This window comes from Streptomyces sp. NPDC020845, from assembly GCF_044334165.1.
In the GTDB taxonomy this organism is placed as follows: Bacteria; Actinomycetota; Actinomycetes; order Streptomycetales; family Streptomycetaceae; genus Streptomyces.
The window spans coordinates 298,633-319,858 of record NZ_JBIRSJ010000004.1 but is presented as its reverse complement, the minus strand read 5'-3'; the positions used below and the strand labels follow the sequence as shown (position 1 = coordinate 319,858).

Below are 21,226 nucleotides of genomic sequence, written 5' to 3'. Positions count from 1 at the left end.
TGACGAGCGGCCCGTCACAACGATGCCCGATCACCGAGCCTTTCCGTCCCGCGCCCGATCAACACCCCGAATGCGCCCGGAACGCATCCGGATCGGCTCGGGGGCGGTGCGGAGCGGGCTCGGGCGAGCTCGGGCGGCACACTCCCGAAGCGCCCAGATCCGCGCGCATCCCGCGCCGCAGCTCCCGCAGCCGTTCCCACAGTGCGTCGATCTCCCCCTGGGCGGCGTCGAGCGAGTCGCCCGGGCGGGGGACGCCGTCGTCCAGGCGCCGGAGCCGGCCGTAGGCGGTGCCGAGCGCGTGGGTGACCTCGCCGGCCAGGGCGAGTACGGGGTCGGGCAGCCGCATCTGCGCCTCCGCGTACACGTCCCGGTGCAGATCCCGGGCCTCGCTGAGGCGCTGCCGTGCCGTGCGCGGATCCTCCGCACGGATCAGGGCGTGCAACTGGTCGGTGAGGGCGGCCAGATACTGCCGGAGGGAGGTGTTGAGGGCGACGTAGCAGGTACGCCGCGCCTCGGCTTCCCGCGCCCGCGCGCGCACTCGCTCGGTCCGCTCCTGCTCACGCTGTCGGCTGCGCTCGGCCGCGCACTGGGTCAGCAGGGCCGACAGCAGGGTCCCGACCACCCCGACCACCGCCACGATCGGCGCACCCGCACCCGTGACGTCCAACGCTCTCACCCCCGTATCGCCGTGTGCCTCCATCGAAGCGGCGCCGGACGCCTGCGGGAACCCCACGCCCTGGGACCGCCCGACCTTCGCCCGGGCCGCGCCCAGAGGAACGGCCAAGGTCCCGGAACACTGCACGGACTTGCGTTTCTTTTCAGAATCGCTCATGGCGGCTGACCGCGGTGTGGAGGTCGTCCTCTTCCGTTTCCGTGCGGAGCGGCGGGAGCGGGGTCGCGTTGGCGGGGTTGAGTCGCACCGCAGTCCGTGGGCGCGATCGGCGAGCACGGCTTCGGGGGCTCCTACACCAAACCCGGCGGCGGGACGATCGAACTACGGGTGGACGAGGGCGGACCCAGGCCGCGTCGGCTGCGCGGAGTCCGGCCCAGACCAGGCCGGGGGCGAGAAGCAGACATGTGAGCGGGACGGCGAGAGCCGGTACCTCGCCTCGAAGTCCGTCCATGAGTATGCGCGCGAGGAGGGCGGACGAGTCATCCGGCTGCGCGCCGACCGGGAGAGCGTCACCCGCGCCCCCTCCGCCAGGCCGCGGAAAGCCTCCATCAGGCCGACGACGGGGAGCCGGCCGAGGTGCGTCGCAGGCCGCCGTCGTTGCCCAGGTCTCCCCCATCCGGCATCGCCCGGGGAGATACCGCCGTCGACCAGAACGCACCGCCCCAGGTTGCCGGCTTCTTCATCGCCCGGCGGGCACGGCCTCCACATCGCCGCGCAGGGTCCGCTCCTCCGCTTCGGCCAGCCAGAAGAAGACCGGCGGCAGGCCGAGCTCGATCGCCGTCAGCGCGATCTGGAACCACTGCGGCCAGCCGTGCACGGCGAGCGAGAGCAGCCGGCCCACGCCGCCCAGCAGAAAGACGCCGGCCAGCCACCGGACCGCCCGAGCCGGAATCGGACGCTGCCGCGCGGCCCAGAGCCAGGCCAGCCCGTAGCCGGCGAAGCTGGCTCCCATGAACCGGCCCCAGCTGTCGACTGTCGCGCCGGCGGAACCGGCGCCGGGAATCGCCGCGTTGCCGAGTGCCACGTGGAACAGGCCGATCGCCACGCAGGCCCAGCCCATCAGCTGCGCGAGTACGCACAGAGCCCTGGCCATATTCCCTCCAAGCCGTCTTGGCGGAGCTTAGTCGACATACGTCTACTAGATTGGGCGCGCTAGTAGACTCATGTCAACTAAGCTTCGTTCGTGCCTCCTCGCCAGCGACTCACCCCCGCCGACCGCCGCGCCCAACTCCTCGCCGTCGGCGCACGGCTCTTCGCCGCACACCCCTACGCCGATGTGCTGATGGAGGAGGTCGCCGAACAGGCCGGCGTGTCCCGGGCCCTGCTCTACCGTCACTTCCCCAGCAAGCACGCCCTTTTCGCGGCCGTCTACCAGCAGGCGGCGGACCAACTGCTCGCCGAGACGCGGCTCGACCCTGCCGACTCCCTGGTGGAACAGCTCATCCAGGGCATGGAAGTCCACCTCGACTACTTCGTGGCGAACCGCAACGCCGTCCTCGCCGCGAACCGGGTCCTGGCGGGCGACCCGGTGATCCAGACGATCATGACGAACGAGCTGGACGCGCTCCGCGCGCGGCTGCTGGCCGTACTCCCGCTCGCGGACGAGAGCGCCCGTGAGGCCGTGTCCGGCGTCCTGAAGAGCTGGCTGGTCTTCGTCCAGATCCTCTGCGTCGACTGGCTCACCCATGAGACCTGCACCCGCACCCAGCTGCGCGACGTCTGCATCGGCGCGGTCCTCGGCGCCCTCCGGCCGCTGCTCACCGAGGACCCCGCCCCCGACTGGCCGCCACCAGCCGACGGGTCGAAGATCGGTACTGGACGGCACACGAAGTGCGCGGGCTAGAATCGTTCAAATCTGTTCACAGGGGGGCCGTGTCCGACATGCTCGTTGCACAGCGGCATGAGCTACTGGTCAGGGAGCTGGAAGCAGCCGAGGGGCTGAAGGTCACCGAACTCGCCGCGCGTCTGAACGTGTCACGCGCCACCATCCGGCGGGATCTGCTCGAGCTGGAGGCCGAAGGGCGGGTGACCCGGGTCCGCGGAGGTGCCGTGCTCGCGACATCCCACGCCGCCGGGCAGCCCTCCGAGCCGCGGCCGGTGGGCGCACCGTCCGGCCCTCTCCGTGTCAATGCCAAGCCGGCCTCGGCCCATACGCTCGGATTGCTGGTCCCGTCGGCGCACTACTACTACCCCCGAGTCGTCGCCGGTGTACAGGCCGTGGCCGCCGAGCGCGGCGTCCGCGTGGTCATCGGCCTGAGCAACTACACGTACCCGAATGACACCCAGCAGATCGAGGAGCTGGTCGCGTCCGGCGCCACCGGGCTGCTGGTGGCCTCCGCCACGGGCCACGTCCTGCCTGAGGAACCGTTCGAACGGCTTCGGGCCGGCGGGCTGCCATTCGTGCTGATGGAACGCCGGCCGTACGACCGCTATGTGCCGGGCGAATTCGTGGCCACCGACCACCAGCAGGGCGCGTTCGGCGCGGTCGGGCACTTCATGAACCTGGGGCACGAGCGGGTGGGGCTGTTCACCAACGGCAGTCCCACCGCGCCCCTGCTGCGCGAGGGGTACGAAGCGGCCGTCCGGCACCTGGGCCTCGCCTCCGGCGCGCCGGTCCTGGACAGCGGACGCCCCACGCTGGGCCCCACGGAGGCCACCCGCCTCTATGACCGGTTCATCAAGGAGTGCCTGGCCGACGGCGTCCGGGCCGCGCTGGTGCACTCCGATCACGACGCGATCGAGCTGATCCGGCGGATGCGCTCCCAGGGCCTGCGTACGCCGGACGACATCGCGCTGATCGCCTACGACGACGAGATCGCCTCCCTGGCCGACGTGCCCCTGACCGCGGTGGCGCCGCCCAAGCACGAGATCGGCGCCCAGGCCGCGCGGCTGCTCCTGGAACGCCTCGACGCGCCCGACCCGTCAGCCGTACCCGTCCGCCAGTTGCTCATCCAGCCCCGCCTGATCGTCAGATCTTCCTGCGGGGCCGCTACCCGGCCCCCGTCTCTTGACACTTGATGCCGCCGAGCGCAGCATTATGCAGCAATCTGTAGCTCAGTGATTCGAATGCGCCACAGTGATTCACCGCATGAAATTGTCATGCACCTGCCTTCTTTGCATATGAACGGCTGCTCGCACGTGCGTCATGTCCGTCAATTACCGGAGAAAGGTATGGAAGATGGAGAGACAGGAACGTGAGCGACGGCCAGGTGGTGTACGCCGCCGAACCGTACTGCTGGGCGCCGCGGCCGGTGCCGGAACGGTGGCGCTCGGAGCCGCCGTCGCCCCCGCGCAGGCGCAGGCCGCAGCGTTCGTCCGGGGCGCCGACATCAGCTGGATGCCACAGATGGAGGCACACGGCTACTACTGGAACAACAGCGCCGGAGTGCGGCAGGATCTGTTCGCCATCCTCAAGGGGTACGGCATCACCGCGGTCAGCCTGCGGACCTGGGTGAACCCCTCCAGCGATCCCGCCAACGGGCACTGCAGCATCGAGGAGACCGCGCAGCTGGCCCAGCGGGCCAAGAACGCCGGCATGCAGGTCCTCATCGGATTCCACTTCGGCGACACCTGGAACTCGGCCGGTGTGCAGAATCCGCCGGCCGCCTGGGCCGCCATGGACTACAGCCAGATGCTCGACGCCATGTACGACTACGTCTACCACTCGTGCAACGTCATCAAGTACTACGGCGTCACTCCCGCCTGGGTGAAGATCGGCAACGAAACCAACTCCGGAATCTGCAAACCGGTCGGCAGTCTCAGCCGCCCGGCTCAGATGACGGGCCTGCTGAACGCCGCGTACGACATGTCCAAAAAGGTCTTCCCGAGCACCCCGGTGCTGGTGCATCTGGCCCAGCCGCAGAACCTGAGCGGCGTCCAGAACTTCCTCAACGCCTACCGGGACAACGGCGGGAAGTGGGACATCACCGGCCTGTCCTCGTATGCGCAGGGCGGCAACGTGCCCGGCGTACTGGCCAATATGCAGACCATCCAGTCCGGCTACGGCAAGCCGGTCATGCAGGTGGAGTACGGCGGGCCGGTGGGCAAACCCACCCAGGTGCGCGATTCACTGCGGGCGTTCATCACCGGGCTGCAGGGCTTCGGCGGCCTGGGCACCTTCTTCTGGGAACCCGAGGGCTACCCCTCGTTCAACAGCTACAACAGCTCGGCCTGGGACGACAGCAGTCGGCGCCCGACGGCGGCCATGGACGGCTTCCTCTGACACGTGGAACGTTCTCGTTGCGCCAGGAGTTTCCTCAACCATCTGGAGCGAGCGATGAAATCCGCCTCCCGCGTGACGCCTGCCCTCCTGGTCTCGGCCGTCACCTTCCTCCTGACCCCCCTCACCATCGCCCCCAGCTCGGCAGCCACAAGCAGCGCGGCGGCCGGAAATGTCTATTACGTCGCCCCGAACGGCAGCGACAGCGCCGCGGGAACTCAGGCGGCCCCCTGGGCCTCGATCGCCCATGCGCAGTCCGTCGTCGGGGCGGGCGACACGGTGTATTTCCGGGGCGGCACGTACTCCTATACGCATGGGATCAACAGCTGCAAGAGCCAGACGGACCGGGTCGACGCGATCACCCTGAACAAAAGCGGCAGTTCAGGCAATCAGATCCACTACTTGGCCTACCCCGGGGAAAAACCGGTCTTCAATTTCTCGCGCATGACGGACGACTGCCGGATCAAGGGCTTCGATGTCACCGGCAGTTGGATCCACATCAAGGGGCTGGAAGTCACCGGCGTCCCGCAGAACAACAATCTGAACCACGAGTCCTGGGGGATCTGGATCTCCGGGAGCAATAACACCTTTGAACAGATCAACACCCATCACCACATGGGCCCAGGACTGTTCATTCAAAGCGGAGGAGGGAACCTCGTCCTCGACTCGGATTCGCACGACAACTACGACCCGAACAGCTCCGGTGGGGCCGGCGAGAATGCCGACGGATTCGGTGCGCACATCTCCGCAAACAACCCCGGGAACGTGTTCCGAGGATGTCGTGCATGGTGGAACTCCGACGACGGCTTCGACCTCATCAACGCCTATTCGTCCGTGACCATCGAGAACTCCTGGGCATGGCGGAACGGATACATACCGGGAACCACCACCGGCTCCGGCAATGGCAACGGGTTCAAGGCGGGGGGCTACGGCGGCGACTACGACGCCGGAGCCGTCAAGCACACCGTCCGCACCTCCGCGGCCTTCGCCAACAAGGCGGCGGGCTTCTACGCCAACCACCACCCGCTCGCCAACGACTTCTTCAACAACACCAGCTACGGCAACCACCCCGACTTCAACATGCTGGGAGTCGACTCGAGCGGCGCCGCCGTCGGCCGGGGCAACCTCCGTAACAACATCGCCTACACCGGCACCCTGACCTCGAACATGAGCGGCACCAGCGCCACGTACAACTCCTGGAACCTGGGCATCGCCCTGTCGGACGGGCAGTTCCAGAGCGTGTCGACATCCGGCTGGGATGCGGCCCGCCAAACCGACGGCAGCCTGCCCGTACTGCGCAACCTCCGCCTCGCGGCGAACAGCGCCTTGATCGACAAAGGCGTCAACGTCGGTCTGCCCTACAGCGGGCAGGCGCCGGATCTCGGTGCCTTCGAAGCCTCCTGAACCTCTCACGACGGACCTCGTCGAGCCGGGCACCGCGACCGCGGTGCCCGGCTCGACGTCAGCTGTTCGCTTCCGAGCCGGAGCCTCAGCCGTTGGCCAGGGTGCGGTCCAGGAGGGGGAGCAGACGGTCCCAGTGGCGCTGCAGCCCGGATACGCTGAAAGCGTCGGTGTCGGACATGGTGAAGCCGTGGACGGTGCCGGGGTAGATCTCGGAGGTGTAGCCGACCCCTGCGGCATCCAGGGCCTGGTTGAGCTCGCCGAGGACTTCGGGTGTCATGTCGCCTTCGGCGTGGCCGAGGTGGACCTCGGCGGTGAGCTTGGAGAAGAGGTCGGGCCCGTCGGCGCCCACGGGACCGTGGAATGCGGCGACGGCGGCCACCTGGCCGGGGTGGGCCGCGGCGGTGCGCATCGCCAGGAGGCCGCCTATGCAGTAGCCGGTCACCGCGACCGGCCCGGCGCCGACCTCGGGCTGGGTGGTGAGGAAACTGACATAGGCGTCGGCGTCGCTCAGGACACGTTCGGCGGTGTGCGCCTCGATCAAGGGCATCAGCTGGGCGAAGACCGCGGGCCGGACCTCTTCTCCGATGTGCTCGGGAAGTTCGATCACCGGTGCCGGACCGTGCCGGTAGAAGAAGTTGGGGACGAGCACGTAGTACCCGTGCCCGGCCAGTTCGCGGGCCATCTCCCGCAGCACGGGCCGGATGCCGAAGCCGTCCGCGTACATCAGCACCCCAGGGTGCCGCCCGCCGCCGTCGGGGAAAGCGGCGAAAGCGTCGGCCTGACCGTCAGGGGTGGGAATCTGCAGTGTCTTGGTGGGAATGACGGATCTTCCTTCCGAGAGTTCGCACGACTAACGTTAGTCGGACTAACGAGGTCGGCACGGGCGAACGTACATCGTTAGTCGGACTAGCGCAATCGATAGGATCAGCGCCATGACCAGAGCCGAAGCCGCGAACGTGCCCGGCGACGGCGCGCCCAGGACGACGCCCGACAGACTGCGTCGACGGGCGAGCCGCCTGCTGTCACAGCTGTCCACGCGCTCGGACCGGCTGATCAACGAAGGGCTGGCCCAGGCCGACGCCCGCAAGTGGCACTACGCCGTACTCGCCTCGCTGCAGGATCACGGGCCCGCCAGCCAGGCGACGCTGAGCAGACGCACCGGCATCTACCGCAGCGACATGGTCGGCGTGCTCAACGAACTGGCCGAACGCCATCTCGTCGAGCGGGCCCCGGACCCCGACGACCAGCGCCGCAACATCATCACGATCTCCTCTCAGGGCCGCCGTCACCTACGCCGCCTCGACAAGGTCCTGGACGACCTCCACGACGAACTGCTCGCGCCGCTGAGTCCTGCCGAACGCGACCAGTTCGTGCAGTTGCTCACCCGCTTGCTGGACCACCACACCCGGACCTCCTGACCCCGTGTGGTGGCATCTCGGTGCCGCTGGCGCAGGCCGGCCAGTTGAAGAAGGAGGGGTCGACCGGCTTGGGGCGGGCCGGCGTCCCGTCCGGGGCGAGTTCGGCGCGGGTGGCGATGGTGCCGCGCCAGCCCTCCACGAGGCCCACCCCGGTACGAGGTCCCGCGCCGGGCGCCGGTGGGGGCGCCGGCAGCGGCATGGGGGTCGGCAGGGCCATGGGGGTCGGCAGCCCGTGGGCGAAGTGCTCGATCAGGCCGAGGGATGTGTCGATTTCCTCCGCGCGCACCAGGAAGCGGGCCAGGACGTCACCGCTGTCGTGTACGGGCACGTCGAGGCGGGTGTCGTACGGCGCGAAGGGGTGCCTGACCCGGGCGTCGCCGACGAGCCCGCTCGCCCCGGCGACATAGCCGAGGCAGCCGATCGCGCGGGCGGCGTCGGCCTTGAGGATCGCCGTTCCGGTGAAGCGGTCACGGACGGTGGAGTGACCGAGCGCGAGGCCGGTGATCTCTCGGATGTCCTCGCCGATCGCCTTCAGCCCAGCGGGGTCGGGCAGCGCGCGCAGGTGGGCGCCGCCGGGGACGACGCCGCCGCGCAGGAGGCGGTGGCCGGTGATCTCGCACTTGAGGCGCAGGAGTTGTTCGCGGACGCGCTGGGCGTGGGCGTTGAGGATGCCGTGGCCGATGTCGTTGCAGAGCATGCCGAGGTCCGCGACGTGGTTGTGGATCCGCTCCAGTTCCAGGAGCATCGCGCGGGCGCGCTGGGCCTCGAGCGGGCTCGGCCACCCGACCGGTGGTGCGGATCTTGCGCAACAGGCCCATGAACCTCTCCTTACGCGGTGAGACTCGTCTGCGGGGGACCAACGGCCGCTGCACGACCAGCGTTACGACACTTTCCCTACGCTTTGCCTCATTCCGCAGTGCTTTCGCCGGCCGAAGGCCGTGCCGTCGCTACGACGGCGGCCTCGCCTCCTCCTGTGCGGCCCGGAGGTCGGCCAGCGACTCGGCCTGCCCGGCCAGCACCCCGGACAGAATGGTGCGCGCCACCCGGAGGAGTTCCGCAACGTGCGGACTGGTCAGCGCGTAGTACACGGTCGAGCCCTCCTTGCGGGTCACGACCAGGTTCGCCCGGCACAGCACGGCCAGCTGCTGGGAGAGATGCGCAACAGCGGCGCTCTCACCGTGCCGCTCCCTCCCCGGAGTCCAGTGGTGACGACCTCACCAATTGCCAAGATTGGCAATTTCATACGTCGCATGACAGTGCCCGTAGGGATGGTCCCCGTCCTGGCTCTTGACGGGAAGTGGGGGTCACGTCAGAGTGCATTCATGCGTATTACTAATGCGCATTAACGGATCGGTGAGCGAGGGGACGCCAGGGGTGGATCAGCCGAAGAAGCGGGCGAGACCGGGACGGAACCCGGCGTCCGCGAGCCGTACCTCACGGCCGCGGCAGGCCGAGGTGGCCGGGCTCGCCGGGGTGTCCCAGGCGACGGTGTCATTGGTCCTGTCGGCGCGCGGCGACGGCAGAGCGGCGGCGATCTCCGAGGAGACACGGCAGCGCGTCCTCGACGCGGCCCGCAGTCTCGGCTACGTGCCGGACCCGGCAGCCCGGCGGCTGGCGGCGGCCCGCAACAACCTGCTCGGTGTCTTCAGCTTCACCGCCACTTTCCCGACCGACGTACAGCACTCGTACTACCCGTTCCTGGTGGGTGTGGAGCAGGAAGCGGCGACGCAGGGCTACGACCTGGTGCTGTTCACGGGGTCGAGCACCGGTGGCGCGAGCGCCGTCGGACCGGAGGCGCTGAGCCGGGTGCGGCTGGCCGACGGGTGCCTGTTCCTCGGCCGGCACGTACCGCGCGCCGAACTGAAGCGGCTCGTCGCCGACGGGTTTCCGGTGGTGCATCTGGGCCGTCGCGAGGAGCTGGAAGGGCTGGCCTGGGTCGGCGCCGACTATGTCAGCGCCAGCCGTGAAGTCGTGGTCCATCTGGCCGAGTTGGGGCACCGACGGATCGTGCTCGTACGGGAGGACGACGACGCGCCCCCGTCCACGGACCGTCAGCAGGGCTTCTTCGACGGCCTGGCGACGGCGGGCATCGCGGGCGGGCCCGGTGCGGTGCTGCGCTGCGGCGACCCCATGCGTGAGCTGACGGCACAGCGGGTGCGGACCCTGGTCGCCGACGGGGTGACCGCGTTCGTGGCCGAGGAGACGGACACGGGGGCTGCGTGGCGGGCGCTGATCACCGCCGTCCGGGAGGCCGGACTCAGCTGCCCGGGCGACGTCTCGCTGGGGCTGCTCGGGAGCCCGCCCGCCGACCTCACTGCCCGGCCCGTACCGATGGGGTTCGACATCCCCCGGCACCGGCTCGGCGCCGCGGCCGTCCGGCTGCTCGCCGCGCTCGTGGCGGGCGAGGAGGCGCGGGAACCGTTGGTGACCTGCGAGTTCCGCGCCGGCGAGACGGCGGGACCGCCCATCCAGCCACCGTAGCCACCGACTCCAGGACAGCGGAGCGAAGTTCAGGCGCGATCACAAGGAGCACTGTGGTACCTCAGCCGGACATCCTGATCGTCGGTGGCGGCCTCGGCGGAGTCGCCGCCGCGCTCGCCGCCTGCCGGGCGGGCCGACGCGTCGTGCTGACCGAGGAGACCGACTGGATCGGTGGACAGTTGACGGCGCAGGCGGTGCCGCCGGACGAGCACCCGTGGGTGGAGCGGTTCGGCACGACGGCGACGTACCGGGCCTTACGCGAAGGCATCCGGGCCTACTACCGGCAGTGGTATCCGCTGCGGGGCGAAGCGCTCGGGCTCACCGAGCTCAATCCGGGCGCCGGGCGGGTCAGTAAACTGTGCCACGAGCCGCGCGTAGCGCTCGCGGTCCTGGAGGCGATGCTCGCACCGCACCGGGCGTCCGGGCTGCTGACCGTGCTGACCGAGCACCGGGCCGTCTCCGCCGAGCACGACAACGATGCCATCACGGCCGTCACCGTACGGGACCTGCGCGGCGGCACCCTGCGCATCGTCGCCGCGCCCTACGTCATCGACGCCACCGAGACCGGTGAGCTGCTCGAACTGGCCGGTGTGGAGCATGCGAGCGGGGCCGAGGGGCACGCCGAGTTCGAAGAGCCGCACGCCCCCGCCCAGGCGGAGCCCGGCAACCAACAGGGCATCACGGTGTGCTTCGCGCTCTCGCACCACGAGGGCGAGAACCACACGATCGACCGGCCCGAGGACTATGACTTCTGGCGCGCGTACCGTCCCGACTTCTGGCCGGGGCCGCTGCTCGGGTTCCAGGCTCCCGACCCGCGTACCCTGGAGCCCGTCCCCCGCTCGTTCATACCCAACCCCGAGCTGGATCCGCTGGCCGTCAGCGCGGACCAGAGCGCGGACGCCGGGGACAAGGAGCTGTGGGGTTTCCGCCGGATCCTGGCCCGCAAGCTGCACCGGCCCGGAGCCTTCGACTCGGACATCACGCTGGTCAACTGGCCGCTGAACGACTACTGGCTGAAGCCCTATGTCGGTCGGCAGGCCGAGGCGCTGCGCGAGGCACGGCAGTTGTCGCTGTCCGTCCTGTACTGGCTGCAGACCGAGGCGCCACGGGCGGACGGCGGCACCGGGTTCCAGGGCTTGCGCATCCGCCAAGATGTGACGGGCACGGCGGACGGACTCGCCAAGGCGGCGTACGTACGCGAGTCGCGGCGCATCAAGGCGGTGACGACCATCGTCGAGCAGGACGTCAACATCGACGTCGTGGGACCGTACGGCACCAAGCACTACCGGGACTCGGTCGGCGTCGGGGGCTACCGCATCGACCTGCACCCCTCGACCGGCGGCGACACCTACATCGACATCGGATCGGTGCCGTTCGAGATCCCGCTGGGCGCACTGGTGCCGCGCCGAGTGCGGAACCTGCTGCCTGCCGGCAAGAACATCGGCACGACACACATCACCAACGGCTGCTACCGCCTGCACCCCGTGGAGTGGAACGTCGGCGAGGTCGCGGGCGCGCTCGCCGCGCACTGCCTGGCCGAGGACGTGGAGCCGCACCAGGTGCAGGCGGAGGACAAGCGGTTCGAGGAGTTCGGCCGGGTGCTGGACCGGGCGGGCGTGCAAAGGCGCTGGCCCGACGTCCGCGGTTACTGACCGGCCCCCTTCAGCGACACCGGCCCCCTTCAGCACCCATACGTACGTCAACGCACAAGGAGGTGCCTGACATGCCCCCTGACCGTCGCGTCCGCGTCGGAATCGACGTGGGCGGCACGTTCACGGACGCCGTGGCCGTCGATGCCGCAACACTCGAACTCGTGGGCCAGGTGAAAGTGCCCACCAGCCACCACCATGAGGACGGCGTCGCGCACGGCATCGTCCAGGCGCTCGACCGTCTCCTCGAACAAGTCGGGCGCACCCCGGCCGAGGTCACGTTCCTGGCGCATGGCACGACCCAGGCCACGAACGCGCTCCTGGAAGGTGATGTGGCGACGGTCGGGCTCCTCGGGATCGGCACGGGCGCGGGTGCCGTGTTCACCCGGCGCCTCGCCACGTTCGGAAAGCTCGAACTCGCCCCGGGCAAGCGGCTCCCGCTGGTGTACGCGCATGTGGCGGACCCGTTCGACAGCGATGCGGTACGGGCCGCCGTGACCCGCGTGCAGGAGGAGGGTGCTGAAGTCCTCGTCGCCACCGAGCCGTTCGGGGTGGATAGGCCCGAAGGGGAGCAGGCCGTCCTCGACGCGGCGCGGCCAACCGGACTGCCGGTCGCCGCGGCACACGAGATCACCTCGCTGTACGGGCTGCACAAGCGGACCCGTACCGCCGTGGTGAACGCGGCGATCCTGCCGCGCATGCTGGCCACGGCCGATCTCGTCGACTCCTCCATCACCAAGGCAGGGGTCACGGCACCACTGATGGTGATGCGGTGCGACGGCGGTGTCATGTCGCTGGACGAGATGCGGCGCCGCCCGCTGCTGACGGTCCTGTCGGGGCCGGCGGCGGGAGTGGCGGGCGCGCTGATGCAGGAGCGGATCAGCGAGGGAGTGTTCCTGGAGACGGGTGGCACGTCGACGGACATCAGCGTGGTGCGACGCGGCAAGGTGGCCGTGCGGCACGCGACCATCCTCGGTAAGGCGTCGTATCTCAACGCCCTGGATGTGCGCACCGTCGGCGTCGGCGGCGGGTCCATGGTGCGTGTCTCCGGCGGGAAGGTCACGGGCGTCGGTCCACGCAGCGCGCATATCGCCGGGCTTCGCTACGCCTGTTTCGCCTCGCTCGACGAGCTGCGGGACGCGAAGGTCACCACGGTGCGGCCGATGGACGGCGACCCCGACGACTATCTGGTCCTGGACGCGGCGGGCGGCCGGTTCGCCGTGACGATGACATGCGCGGCGAACGCACTCGGCCGGGTCCCCGAGGGCGACTTCGCGCGCTGTGACCCGGAGGTGGCACGGGAGGCGCTCGCCCCGCCGGCCGCCATGCTCGGCATGGACGTGGCGGGCGCGGCGCGGGCCGTGCTGGACGCGGGGACCGCGCAGGTGCGGACGGTCGTGGACGCGATGATCCGCGACTACCGGCTCGACCGGGAGACCGCCGTCCTGGTGGGCGGGGGCGGCGGAGCGGCAGCGGTGACCCCGCACCTGGCCCGGGCCGCCGGTCTGGAAGGACGCATCGCCCGTCACAACGAGGTCATCAGCCCAATCGGGGTGGCGCTCGCGCTGGTCCGCGAACAGGTCGAGCGGATCATCCCCGGCGCCACCCAGGAGCAGATCCTCGCCGTGCGCGCCGAGGCCGAGCGCGCGGTCGTCGCCCAGGGCGCCGCGGCCGACGGCGTCGAGGTCGAAGTGACGGTCGACCCGCAGACCAGCACCGTACGGGCCGTCGCCACCGGCGCGACCGAACTGCGCACACAGGACCGGGCGCACCGCGCCGATGACGCCGAGCGGCTGCGCGTGGCCGCTGCCAGCCTCAAGGCGCAGGAGACGCGGGTGAAGATCCTGGCCGGCACGGACGCGTACACGGTGTACGGCACGGAGGTGCGTCGTCGGCTGCGCGCACTGCGGCGGCCGGTGCGGGTCGTGGACGCGGACGGGGTGGTGCGGCTCGGGGTGTCCGACGCGCGGGTGGAGACGACGACCGTGGGCGCGGCCGGCGAGGCCCTCGCCTCGCTGGTACGGGACGCCACCTCGTACGGCGACGGCGGGGTGCGGGCGCCCGCGGTGCGCCTGCTGGTGGGCGGCCGGATCGCGGATCTGTCCGGGGTGCTCGAACCCGGGGCCCTGCTCGCGCTGGCCCGCAGCGAGTTGCGTGCGCGCGCGGCGGACGAGCGGGTGGTCGCGGTCGTGGAGTCCCGCGCATGAGCGGCGACCAGGAGCACGGCCTTGACCACGACCTGGGCCTCGGCCACGACGTGCACCTCGGCCACGACCTGGACCTCGCCGTGCGGCTTCTCGCGGGGACTCCCACGCATGAGGGTCGCGATCCCCTGCTCCTGCGCCGATGGGCCGAGGCGGCCGAGGAGTTCGGACGCCGGATGACCCCCGATCCGGCGCCGGTCCGAGTGGTCGAGCGGGACGGCGGGCTCGCCGCCGGGCTGCTGGCCCGGTACCGGTCGCGGCCGCCGGTGGTCGAGGTGTACGTCGACACGGTCGACCGCGCCGAACGGCTTGTCGTCGAGCGCGGCTGGCGGCACTGGTTCCCCGCGGGGTCGGTGCTGGCCGCGGCCCTCGCCCATGAGCAGGCGCACGCCTGGCTCCATCACACGCACGTCCGGGCCGAGTTCAAGCGGGCCCTCGGCCACACCGCGCTGCGGCTCGGGCGGCGCCGTCTTTACGCACATGTCGCGGGCGCCGACGAACTCGCCGCGCACGCCTACGCCCGCGCCGCCTGCGGCCTGGGCCGCAGCCCCCTGCTGCTCACTGAGGCGCTGGCCGCCGCATGTTCCGAAAACCAGAGGTGTCCGAAAGCGAGAAGTGATCGATGGGTGTCGTGATTCTGCTCCTCATGGCGGCGGGTGTCGCCGCCATGCTCACCCGCAGGCTGCCCACCGCGTTCGCGCTGGTGCTGCTCGCCGTGGCGATCGCGTTCGCCGCGGGCGCGCCGCTGACCGGAAAGAACAGCGTGCTCGACACGGTGCTCCAGGAGGGCGCGCCCGCGCTGGCGGCCACGATGATCGCGATCCTGCTCGGTTCGTGGCTCGGCAAGCTCCTGGAGGAGACCGGCATCGCGGCCACCCTGGTCCGTAAGATCGTCGAATTCGGCGGCGACCGGCCGGTGTTCGTGGCGCTCGGGGTCCTCGCGGTGTCGGCCCTCGTGGGCACGGTGACGGGTTCCGCGCCCGCGGCGATGCTCGCCGGGCTCATCGGGATCCCGGCCATGATCGCGGTGGGCATCCCGAAGGTGACGGCCGCCGGCACGATCCTCATGGGCATCGCGGTGGGTATCCCCTTCGAGCTGCCGGTGTGGCAGTTCTTCTCCACGGCGCTGGAACTGCCCGTGAACACCGTGCGCGGCTTCATGCTGAAGCTGTTCCCGTTCGCCCTGGTGGCGGCGGTCGCGTACGTCCTGGTGGAGTCGCGGCGGCGGGGCGTGGAGCACACGTGGTCGCTCACCTCGGTACGGGGCGAGTCGAAGCCACGCGGCCGCCGGCAGCTGCTCGGGGACGCCCCGTGGTACGCGCTCCTCACACCGGTGGTGCCGCTCGTCCTGGCCCTCGGCTTCGAACTGGCCATCATCCCCTCACTGCTGGCGGGGGTGGTGTACGCGCTGGTGACGACCACGCCGCCACGCGAGATGAACCGCCGCCTGCTGCGCACTCTGTACGGCGGCTTCGAGGTGGCGGCGGCTCCGATCACACTCTTCGTGGCGATCGGCATCCTGCTCGCCGCGGTGAAGCTGCCCGGCGCCGTCGACGCGCTGGAGCCGCTGGTCAAGGCGGTCAGCCCACAGAACGCGGTGCTGTTCGTGCTGGTCTTCACGCTCCTGGTGCCGCTGTGTCTGTACCGCGGCCCGCTGAATGTCTTCGGCCTCGGCGCCGGCATCGCGGGCGTCCTCATCGCCACCGGTATCTACCCGGCCACCGCCGTCCTCGGCATGGCCACCTCGTACAACCAGGTCTTCGGCGTCGCCGACCCGACCAGCACCCAGACGGTGTGGAGCGCCCAGTACGCGGGCGTCTCACCGCAGCAGGTGATGGTGCGGACACTGCCGTACGTATGGGCCGTGGCGCTCGGCGGCCTGTGCGTCACCGCCGCGACCCAGCTGTGACGCCCTGATGCCCTTCCGACGACAACCGACTTCAGGAGCGAGCCGACCATGCAAGAGCCACAGTCCGGCCCGGACCGTCGTATGTTCCTCCGTGCGACCGCCGCCACTGGCGCCGCGCTCACCCTCGGCAGCCTGTCGACGCAGTCCGCGTCGGCCGCGCCCGGCGGCTTCCCCGACTACACCTACGCACGGACGCTGCTGACACCGTCGCAGCTGAAGTACAACCCCACGGGCGAGATCATCTTCCCGACCGTGCGCGGCGTCTACGACAAGCTGGCCTCACCGCTCGGCCGTTACTACCTCTACTACGCGCCGCACGACGCGCCCGGTGGCATCTGCCTCGCCTACGGGAACTCGCTGGAGGGCCCGTTCACCGAGTACCCGGCGAACCCGATCGTGTCGAACAAGTGGGACTCGCACTACTCGGTCAGCCATGTCTCCTCGCCGCACGTGCTGTGGAAGGAGGACATCAAGGAGTTCTGGCTGTACTTCCACGGCGAGAACACCACCACCCGCCTCGCCCGCTCGAAGGACGGGATCCACTTCACCTACGACAAGGTGGTCCTGAACACGTCCATGATGCCCGCCGGCACCACCGAGACGTCGTACGCCAGGGTCTTCCGGTACGACCTGCCCGCTCGCGGCGCCCGCTACGTGATGCTGTTCATGACCAACAACACCACCGACCACCGGGACATCGGCTGGGGCTGGTCCGCGGATGGCCGCAACTGGACCTTCGCCCAGACGCCGCTGGTGCGCCACTCCGACGTCGGCGCGATCAACGTCGGCGGCCCCCACCTGCTCACGCGCAACGGCTCCGCGTACGTGGTCTACAACAAGGACAAGACGAGCGGCGGCGACATCATGATCACCGAGGTGGGGAAGGACTTCTCGCTCCGCAAGCACCTCGGCGTCTTCTACAACTCCCGCTCATCGGCACCCGAGAACGGCCGGGCCGCGGCCCCCTCCTTCGGCACGGACGGCGGAGTGCCGTACATGATCTACGAGGCGGGGGAACGGCTCAAGGGCGCGATCGCGGTGGCACGGGGATAGCCCGGACCCACCTCATGGCTGTGCGCTGTCCGCCGGACAGCGCACAGCCGACGTAGACTCGACGGCCGTGGCGGACACCCAGTACGAAGACCTGTTGCGGCTGGTGCTCACCTCCGGGACGGCCAAAGCCGACCGGACGGGCACCGGCACCCGAAGTGTCTTCGGGCACCAACTGCGCTATGACCTCTCGCAGGGGTTCCCGCTGATCACCACCAAAAAGGTGCACCTCAGATCCATCGTGTACGAACTGCTGTGGTTCCTGCGAGGCGACTCGAACGTCGGCTGGCTGCAGGAGCACGGCGTCACCATCTGGGACGAATGGGCCGACGCGAACGGCGAGCTCGGGCCGGTCTACGGCGCCCAGTGGCGCTCGTGGCCCGCTCCGGACGGCAGGCATATCGACCAGATCAGCCAGGTTCTCGACACGCTGCGCCGGGACCCGGACTCCCGCCGGATGATCGTCTCCGCCTGGAACGTCGCCGAGCTGCCCGAGATGGCTCTCGCGCCGTGTCACGCCCTCTTCCAGTTCTACGTCGCCGACGGCAAGCTCTCCTGCCAGCTGTACCAGCGCAGCGCGGACCTTTTCCTCGGCGTCCCGTTCAACATCGCCAGCTATGCCCTGCTCACCCACATGGTGGCGCAGCAGGCCGGCCTCGAACCGGGTGACTTCATCTGGACCGGCGGCGACTGCCATATCTACGACAATCACATCGAGCAGGTCACCGAGCAGCTTTCGCGCACCCCGTTCGACTTCCCCAGGCTGCGTCTGCGCCAAGCCGACTCGCTCTTCGCATACGCCTACGCCGATGTGGAAGTGCTCGACTACCGACACCACCCGGCCATCAAAGCCCCGGTCGCGGTGTAAGCAGCCGGCCGCTGAAAGGCTGAAGGCCGTCCGCGGACAATCGGCATTGTCCGCCGTTCGCCCCTCCCCTGACCTGCGATGTTGCCACCCACACCGGGTGGCCAACCCCTCCGAGGCGCACCGTAGTAACGACAGGGTTATCGGAGCGGCGATTCCGGGGGGCGGAATATAGCTGAACGTGTCGAACGAGGAACTGCCCGCGGAGGAGCAGTTGTCCTTCTGGGGTGAGCTGGTCTCCCGTGAGCTGGCACCGCTCACCATCAGCAGCGCGAACCCCGTGGGGGGCTTCCCCGCGTCGGCCTCGGTGCTGGACCTCGGCTCCGTACGGGTGGCCACGTTCAACAGCCCGCCCGCGTATCCGAGACGCACCTGGGCGGACATCCGGCGGTCCGACCCGAGCACGTACCAGCTGACCTTCGTCTCCGGCACCCCGCTGTGGATCAGCCAGCGGCGCCAGGACTCCGGGCTGGTCCTCGGCGACATGGTGCTCTTCGACCTGTCGCATCCGTTCGAAGGCGCGGTGCCCGACAGAGGCCGCCACACCCAGGTACTCATCGTGCAATTGCCGCGCGAGGAGCTGCCGCTTCGGCCGGACAAGGTCCACCGGCTCCTCGCCCGGCCCTTGTCGGCCCGCACCGGCATGGGGGCGATTCTCGCCCGGTTCCTGACCACACTGGACGCCTACGGCCCCGACTGCGACCCGCGCGACCTGAGCCGATTAGGCGCGATGGCGCTCGACCTGGCGGGCGCCTGCCTGGCCCAGCACCTCGGAGCCTACGACGACCTTCCGGCCGAGACCCGCCAGCAGGCCATGCTCGCCCGCGTCAACGCCTTCATCGACCACAACCTCGACGATCCGGACCTGGGACCGGCGGACATCGCGGCACACCACCACATCTCCGTGCGCTCCCTGCACACCCTCTTCCGGCAGCAGGGAGAGACCGTGGCGGCCTCGATACGCCGGCGCCGCCTGGAACGCTGCCACGCCGACCTCACCGACCCCCGGCTGCGGCGGCGGTCGATCAGCGCCATCGCCGCCCGGTGGGGATTCGTACGCCCGGCGGACTTCAGCCGCGCGTTCCGCGCCGCGTACGGCGTGGCGCCCAGAGAGCTCCGGCAGACCGCACTGTCATGACGGTGTGCGACATGCCGCTTTCGGTGTAATAGGTCGGTTGGGCTGTTTGGTCGCGTCACCCTGTGAGGGTTGATCACGGCCGTGTCAGGAGACGGTGGGTGCGTGCCGGAGCCGGTGAAGGGCGTTGGGGGGCGAAGGAGGGCCGCCGGCACCTTGAGGGAACGGTGCCGCAGGCCAAAGCGGCCGGGTGAGGAGGCTGAGGTCGACCATGGCAGGTGCAGGGGAGGAACCTGAACAGCCGTGCGTTCCCGACTTCGAGCCGCGGCTGGATGACCATGTGGAGCAGATCGCCGCACAGCTGCGGGAACTGGCCACGGCCAAGGAGCGGCTGCAGGGCCTGCTGGAAGCGGTGCTGGCCATCAGCCAGGAGACGGATCTGTACGCGGTGCTGCACCGCGTCGTCACCACCGCCATGGACCTGGTCGGCGCCCGCTACGGAGCGCTGGGGGTGCTGGACGAGTCCGGTGAACAACTGAGCCAGTTCATCACGGCGGGCCTGTCGGCCTCCGAACGCGCCGACCTGGCCGACATCGAGTTTCCCCGCGGGCTCGGCGTTCTCGGACATCTGATCCGCAACCCGGAACCGCTGCTCGTCGACGACATCCCTTCCCACCCGGCCTCCGCCGGGTTCCCGCCCGGCCACCCCCGCCTGCGCACCCTGCTCGGCGTCGCCATCAGCGTCCGCGGCCAGATCTACGGCGACATCTACCTGTCCGAACGCCGTGACGGGCAAGCCTTCGACCACGACGACGAGGACATCGTCGTCGCCCTGGCCGGCGCCGCCGGCATCACCATCGAGAACGTCCGCCTCTTCGAACACCTCCGCGACAGCGCCGAACACTTCCAACGCCTCCTGCTGCCCACCCTGCCCGACCTGCACCCCTTCACCGGCGCCGCCACCTACCGGCCCGCCCCCACCCCCGGCCGCCTCGGCGGGGACTGGTACGACGCCCTCTGGCTGCCCGAGGACACCTGTGCCGTCATCATCGGCGACGTCGTCGGCCACGACCTGCGCGCGGCCGCCGCCATGGCCCAGGCGCGCAGCATGCTGCGCGCCCTGCTCTACGACCGCCTCACCCCGCCCAGCTCCGTCCTGCACCAGCTCGACCGCACCCTGCACGCCATCACCGACCTGCCCGTCACCACCGCCTGCCTGGCCCGCATCGAACCTGCGGACGGCGGCTGGAGGCTGCACTGGAGCAGCGCCGGCCACCTCCCCCCGCTGCTGATCAGCCCTGACAGGCAGGCGGAATACCTCCACGCCGAGCCCGGCCTGCCACTTGCCGTGAACACCGCACAGCACCGCCCCGACCACACCCACCCCCTGCCGCCGGGCGCCACCGTGGTCTTCTACACCGACGGGCTCATCGAAGACCCCGCCCGCACCGTCGACGAGGGCCTGGCCGAACTTGCCCACCTCGCCACCGCCCACGCCGATCTGCCCCTGCAGGACTTCGTGGACACCCTGGCCGACCACCACCCCAGCGACGGCCACGACGATATGGCCATCTTCGCCCTCCGTACACCGCGCTCCGCGCCCCGCACAACCGACTCCGAGTAGGCCAAGCGTCGCCGCGGCTACTCGAACCGCGCCGTGTCGCCCGCCCCTCGGCGCACGATCTCGGCTTCGCCGCTGGAGAAGTCGATGACCGTGGTCGGCTCGGTGCCGCAGTCTCCCGAGTCGACCACCGCGTCCACCACGTGGTCGAGCCGGTCCTTGATCTCCCAGCCCTGCGTCATCGGCTCGTCCTCGCCGGGCAGGAGCAACGTACTGGACAGCAGTGGCTCACCGAGGTCGGCGAGCAAGGCCTGGGCAACGGCATGGTCGGGGATCCGAACGCCAACCGTCTTTTTCTTCGGGTGCGGCAACTGGCGCGGTACCTCCTTCGTCGCGGGGAGGATGAAGGTGTAGCTGCCGGGCGTCGCCGCTTTGATCGCGCGGAACACGTCTTTGTCGATGTGCACGAACTGACCCAGTTGCGCGAAGTTCTGACACACCAAGGTGAAGTGGTGACGGTCGTCGAGGTTCCGGATCGACCGGATCCGGCCGATGCCCTCACGATTGCCCATCAGGCATCCCAGCGCGAAACAGGAGTCCGTCGGATACGCGACGAGCGCGCCGGAGCGGATCCTGTCGGCCACATTGCCGATGGTGCGCGCTTGAGGATTCTCAGGATGCACGTCGAAATACTTCGCCATCCGCCGAGCCTACGTCA

General features: G+C 69.8%; 19 protein-coding genes and 1 pseudogene. 14 read left to right on the top strand and 6 right to left on the bottom strand.

Annotated features, from left to right (window positions below):
* Positions 1-58 precede the first annotated feature (58 nt).
* Both ACH4U7_RS11285 and ACH4U7_RS11280 read right to left on the bottom strand, forming a co-directional pair.
* On the bottom strand, positions 59-832 hold the full coding sequence (locus ACH4U7_RS11285) for a hypothetical protein (protein ID WP_398527705.1): 774 nt from the start codon (positions 830-832) through the stop codon (positions 59-61).
* A 520-nt stretch (positions 833-1,352) separates the two neighbouring features.
* A complete protein-coding gene (locus ACH4U7_RS11280) occupies positions 1,353-1,766 on the bottom strand; it encodes a DUF4345 domain-containing protein (RefSeq protein ID WP_398527704.1) in 414 nt (137 codons plus the stop codon).
* A gap of 90 nt (positions 1,767-1,856) precedes the next feature.
* Here ACH4U7_RS11280 and ACH4U7_RS11275 point away from each other — a divergent pair, with 90 nt between their 5' ends.
* The 4 genes from ACH4U7_RS11275 to ACH4U7_RS11260 all read left to right on the top strand — a co-directional run bounded on the left by ACH4U7_RS11275 (position 1,857) and on the right by ACH4U7_RS11260 (position 6,296).
* Positions 1,857-2,516, top strand: coding sequence for a TetR/AcrR family transcriptional regulator (locus tag ACH4U7_RS11275; protein WP_398527703.1), 660 nt, complete (start codon positions 1,857-1,859; stop codon positions 2,514-2,516).
* 38 nt (positions 2,517-2,554) lie between these two features.
* The gene (locus ACH4U7_RS11270) at positions 2,555-3,691 is read left to right on the top strand and encodes a substrate-binding domain-containing protein (RefSeq protein ID WP_398527702.1); all 1,137 of its coding nucleotides are present in this window, start codon (positions 2,555-2,557) and stop codon (positions 3,689-3,691) included.
* Positions 3,692-3,851: 160 nt separating this feature from the next.
* Positions 3,852-4,895, top strand: coding sequence for a glycosyl hydrolase 53 family protein (locus ACH4U7_RS11265; protein ID WP_398527701.1), 1,044 nt, complete (start codon positions 3,852-3,854; stop codon positions 4,893-4,895).
* Between the two features lie 54 nt (positions 4,896-4,949).
* Complete coding sequence (locus ACH4U7_RS11260) at positions 4,950-6,296, top strand: right-handed parallel beta-helix repeat-containing protein (RefSeq protein ID WP_398527700.1); 1,347 nt, start codon at positions 4,950-4,952, stop codon at positions 6,294-6,296.
* Positions 6,297-6,381: 85 nt separating this feature from the next.
* Here ACH4U7_RS11260 and ACH4U7_RS11255 read toward each other — a convergent pair whose 3' ends face one another.
* Entirely contained in the window at positions 6,382-7,116 is a 735-nt protein-coding gene (locus ACH4U7_RS11255) for a dienelactone hydrolase family protein (RefSeq protein ID WP_398527987.1), read from the bottom strand.
* Between the two features lie 112 nt (positions 7,117-7,228).
* Between ACH4U7_RS11255 and ACH4U7_RS11250 the strand changes: the two genes are divergently transcribed.
* Positions 7,229-7,714, top strand: coding sequence for a MarR family winged helix-turn-helix transcriptional regulator (locus ACH4U7_RS11250; RefSeq protein WP_398527699.1), 486 nt, complete (start codon positions 7,229-7,231; stop codon positions 7,712-7,714).
* On the opposite strand, the gene ACH4U7_RS11245 is transcribed toward ACH4U7_RS11250, so the two are convergent.
* Complete coding sequence (locus ACH4U7_RS11245; RefSeq protein ID WP_398527698.1) at positions 7,677-8,459, bottom strand: hypothetical protein; 783 nt, start codon at positions 8,457-8,459, stop codon at positions 7,677-7,679. The two genes, ACH4U7_RS11250 and ACH4U7_RS11245, sit on opposite strands and share 38 nt — an antisense overlap.
* A gap of 202 nt (positions 8,460-8,661) precedes the next feature.
* Positions 8,662-8,874 (bottom strand): annotated as a pseudogene (locus ACH4U7_RS11240) (transcriptional regulator); the annotation flags it as partial.
* 214 nt (positions 8,875-9,088) lie between these two features.
* On the opposite strand from ACH4U7_RS11240, the gene ACH4U7_RS11235 reads away from it, so the two are divergent.
* The 9 genes from ACH4U7_RS11235 (at position 9,089) to ACH4U7_RS11195 (ending at position 20,571) form a co-directional block, all read left to right on the top strand.
* Positions 9,089-10,195 (top strand): LacI family DNA-binding transcriptional regulator, encoded by a 1,107-nt coding sequence (locus tag ACH4U7_RS11235; RefSeq protein ID WP_398527697.1) that lies wholly within the window; start codon positions 9,089-9,091, stop codon positions 10,193-10,195.
* 53 nt (positions 10,196-10,248) lie between these two features.
* A complete protein-coding gene (locus tag ACH4U7_RS11230; RefSeq protein ID WP_398527696.1) occupies positions 10,249-11,847 on the top strand; it encodes an FAD-dependent oxidoreductase in 1,599 nt (532 codons plus the stop codon).
* Between the two features lie 71 nt (positions 11,848-11,918).
* Positions 11,919-14,051, top strand: coding sequence for a hydantoinase/oxoprolinase family protein (locus ACH4U7_RS11225; protein ID WP_398527695.1), 2,133 nt, complete (start codon positions 11,919-11,921; stop codon positions 14,049-14,051).
* Positions 14,048-14,683, top strand: a complete 636-nt coding sequence (locus ACH4U7_RS11220) for a hypothetical protein (RefSeq protein WP_398527694.1) — start codon at positions 14,048-14,050, stop codon at positions 14,681-14,683. Before ACH4U7_RS11225 ends, ACH4U7_RS11220 begins: the two co-directional genes overlap by 4 nt.
* A complete protein-coding gene (locus tag ACH4U7_RS11215) occupies positions 14,671-15,957 on the top strand; it encodes a TRAP transporter large permease subunit (protein WP_398527693.1) in 1,287 nt (428 codons plus the stop codon). The genes ACH4U7_RS11220 and ACH4U7_RS11215 overlap by 13 nt, the downstream gene beginning before the upstream one ends.
* A gap of 48 nt (positions 15,958-16,005) precedes the next feature.
* Positions 16,006-17,010 carry a hypothetical protein gene (locus ACH4U7_RS11210; RefSeq protein WP_398527692.1) on the top strand — a complete coding sequence of 335 codons (1,005 nt, stop codon included), beginning with the start codon at positions 16,006-16,008 and terminating at the stop codon, positions 17,008-17,010.
* A gap of 67 nt (positions 17,011-17,077) precedes the next feature.
* On the top strand, positions 17,078-17,875 hold the full coding sequence (locus ACH4U7_RS11205) for a thymidylate synthase (protein WP_398527691.1): 798 nt from the start codon (positions 17,078-17,080) through the stop codon (positions 17,873-17,875).
* 178 nt (positions 17,876-18,053) lie between these two features.
* Positions 18,054-19,010, top strand: coding sequence for a helix-turn-helix domain-containing protein (locus tag ACH4U7_RS11200; RefSeq protein WP_398527690.1), 957 nt, complete (start codon positions 18,054-18,056; stop codon positions 19,008-19,010).
* Positions 19,011-19,218: 208 nt separating this feature from the next.
* Positions 19,219-20,571 (top strand): PP2C family protein-serine/threonine phosphatase, encoded by a 1,353-nt coding sequence (locus tag ACH4U7_RS11195; protein WP_398527689.1) that lies wholly within the window; start codon positions 19,219-19,221, stop codon positions 20,569-20,571.
* A 17-nt stretch (positions 20,572-20,588) separates the two neighbouring features.
* Here ACH4U7_RS11195 and ACH4U7_RS11190 read toward each other — a convergent pair whose 3' ends face one another.
* Positions 20,589-21,209, bottom strand: coding sequence for an L-threonylcarbamoyladenylate synthase (locus ACH4U7_RS11190; RefSeq protein ID WP_398527688.1), 621 nt, complete (start codon positions 21,207-21,209; stop codon positions 20,589-20,591).
* Between the last annotated feature and the right edge of the window lie 17 nt (positions 21,210-21,226).

Bases quoted from the DNA above. Each gene is read 5' to 3' on its own strand.
- ACH4U7_RS11220 (WP_398527694.1), top strand. From the start codon at position 14,048: ATGAGCGGCGACCAGGAGCACGGCCTTGACCACGACCTGGGCCTCGGC.
- ACH4U7_RS11245 (WP_398527698.1), bottom strand. From the start codon at position 8,459: ATGCTCCTGGAACTGGAGCGGATCCACAACCACGTCGCGGACCTCGGC.
- ACH4U7_RS11270 (WP_398527702.1), top strand. From the start codon at position 2,555: ATGCTCGTTGCACAGCGGCATGAGCTACTGGTCAGGGAGCTGGAAGCA.
- ACH4U7_RS11225 (WP_398527695.1), top strand. From the start codon at position 11,919: ATGCCCCCTGACCGTCGCGTCCGCGTCGGAATCGACGTGGGCGGCACG.
- ACH4U7_RS11190 (WP_398527688.1), bottom strand. From the start codon at position 21,209: ATGGCGAAGTATTTCGACGTGCATCCTGAGAATCCTCAAGCGCGCACC.
- ACH4U7_RS11260 (WP_398527700.1), top strand. From the start codon at position 4,950: ATGAAATCCGCCTCCCGCGTGACGCCTGCCCTCCTGGTCTCGGCCGTC.
- ACH4U7_RS11265 (WP_398527701.1), top strand. From the start codon at position 3,852: ATGGAGAGACAGGAACGTGAGCGACGGCCAGGTGGTGTACGCCGCCGA.
- ACH4U7_RS11285 (WP_398527705.1), bottom strand. From the start codon at position 832: ATGAGCGATTCTGAAAAGAAACGCAAGTCCGTGCAGTGTTCCGGGACC.
- ACH4U7_RS11250 (WP_398527699.1), top strand. From the start codon at position 7,229: ATGACCAGAGCCGAAGCCGCGAACGTGCCCGGCGACGGCGCGCCCAGG.
- ACH4U7_RS11195 (WP_398527689.1), top strand. From the start codon at position 19,219: ATGGCAGGTGCAGGGGAGGAACCTGAACAGCCGTGCGTTCCCGACTTC.
- ACH4U7_RS11210 (WP_398527692.1), top strand. From the start codon at position 16,006: ATGCAAGAGCCACAGTCCGGCCCGGACCGTCGTATGTTCCTCCGTGCG.
- ACH4U7_RS11215 (WP_398527693.1), top strand. From the start codon at position 14,671: ATGGGTGTCGTGATTCTGCTCCTCATGGCGGCGGGTGTCGCCGCCATG.
- ACH4U7_RS11280 (WP_398527704.1), bottom strand. From the start codon at position 1,766: ATGGCCAGGGCTCTGTGCGTACTCGCGCAGCTGATGGGCTGGGCCTGC.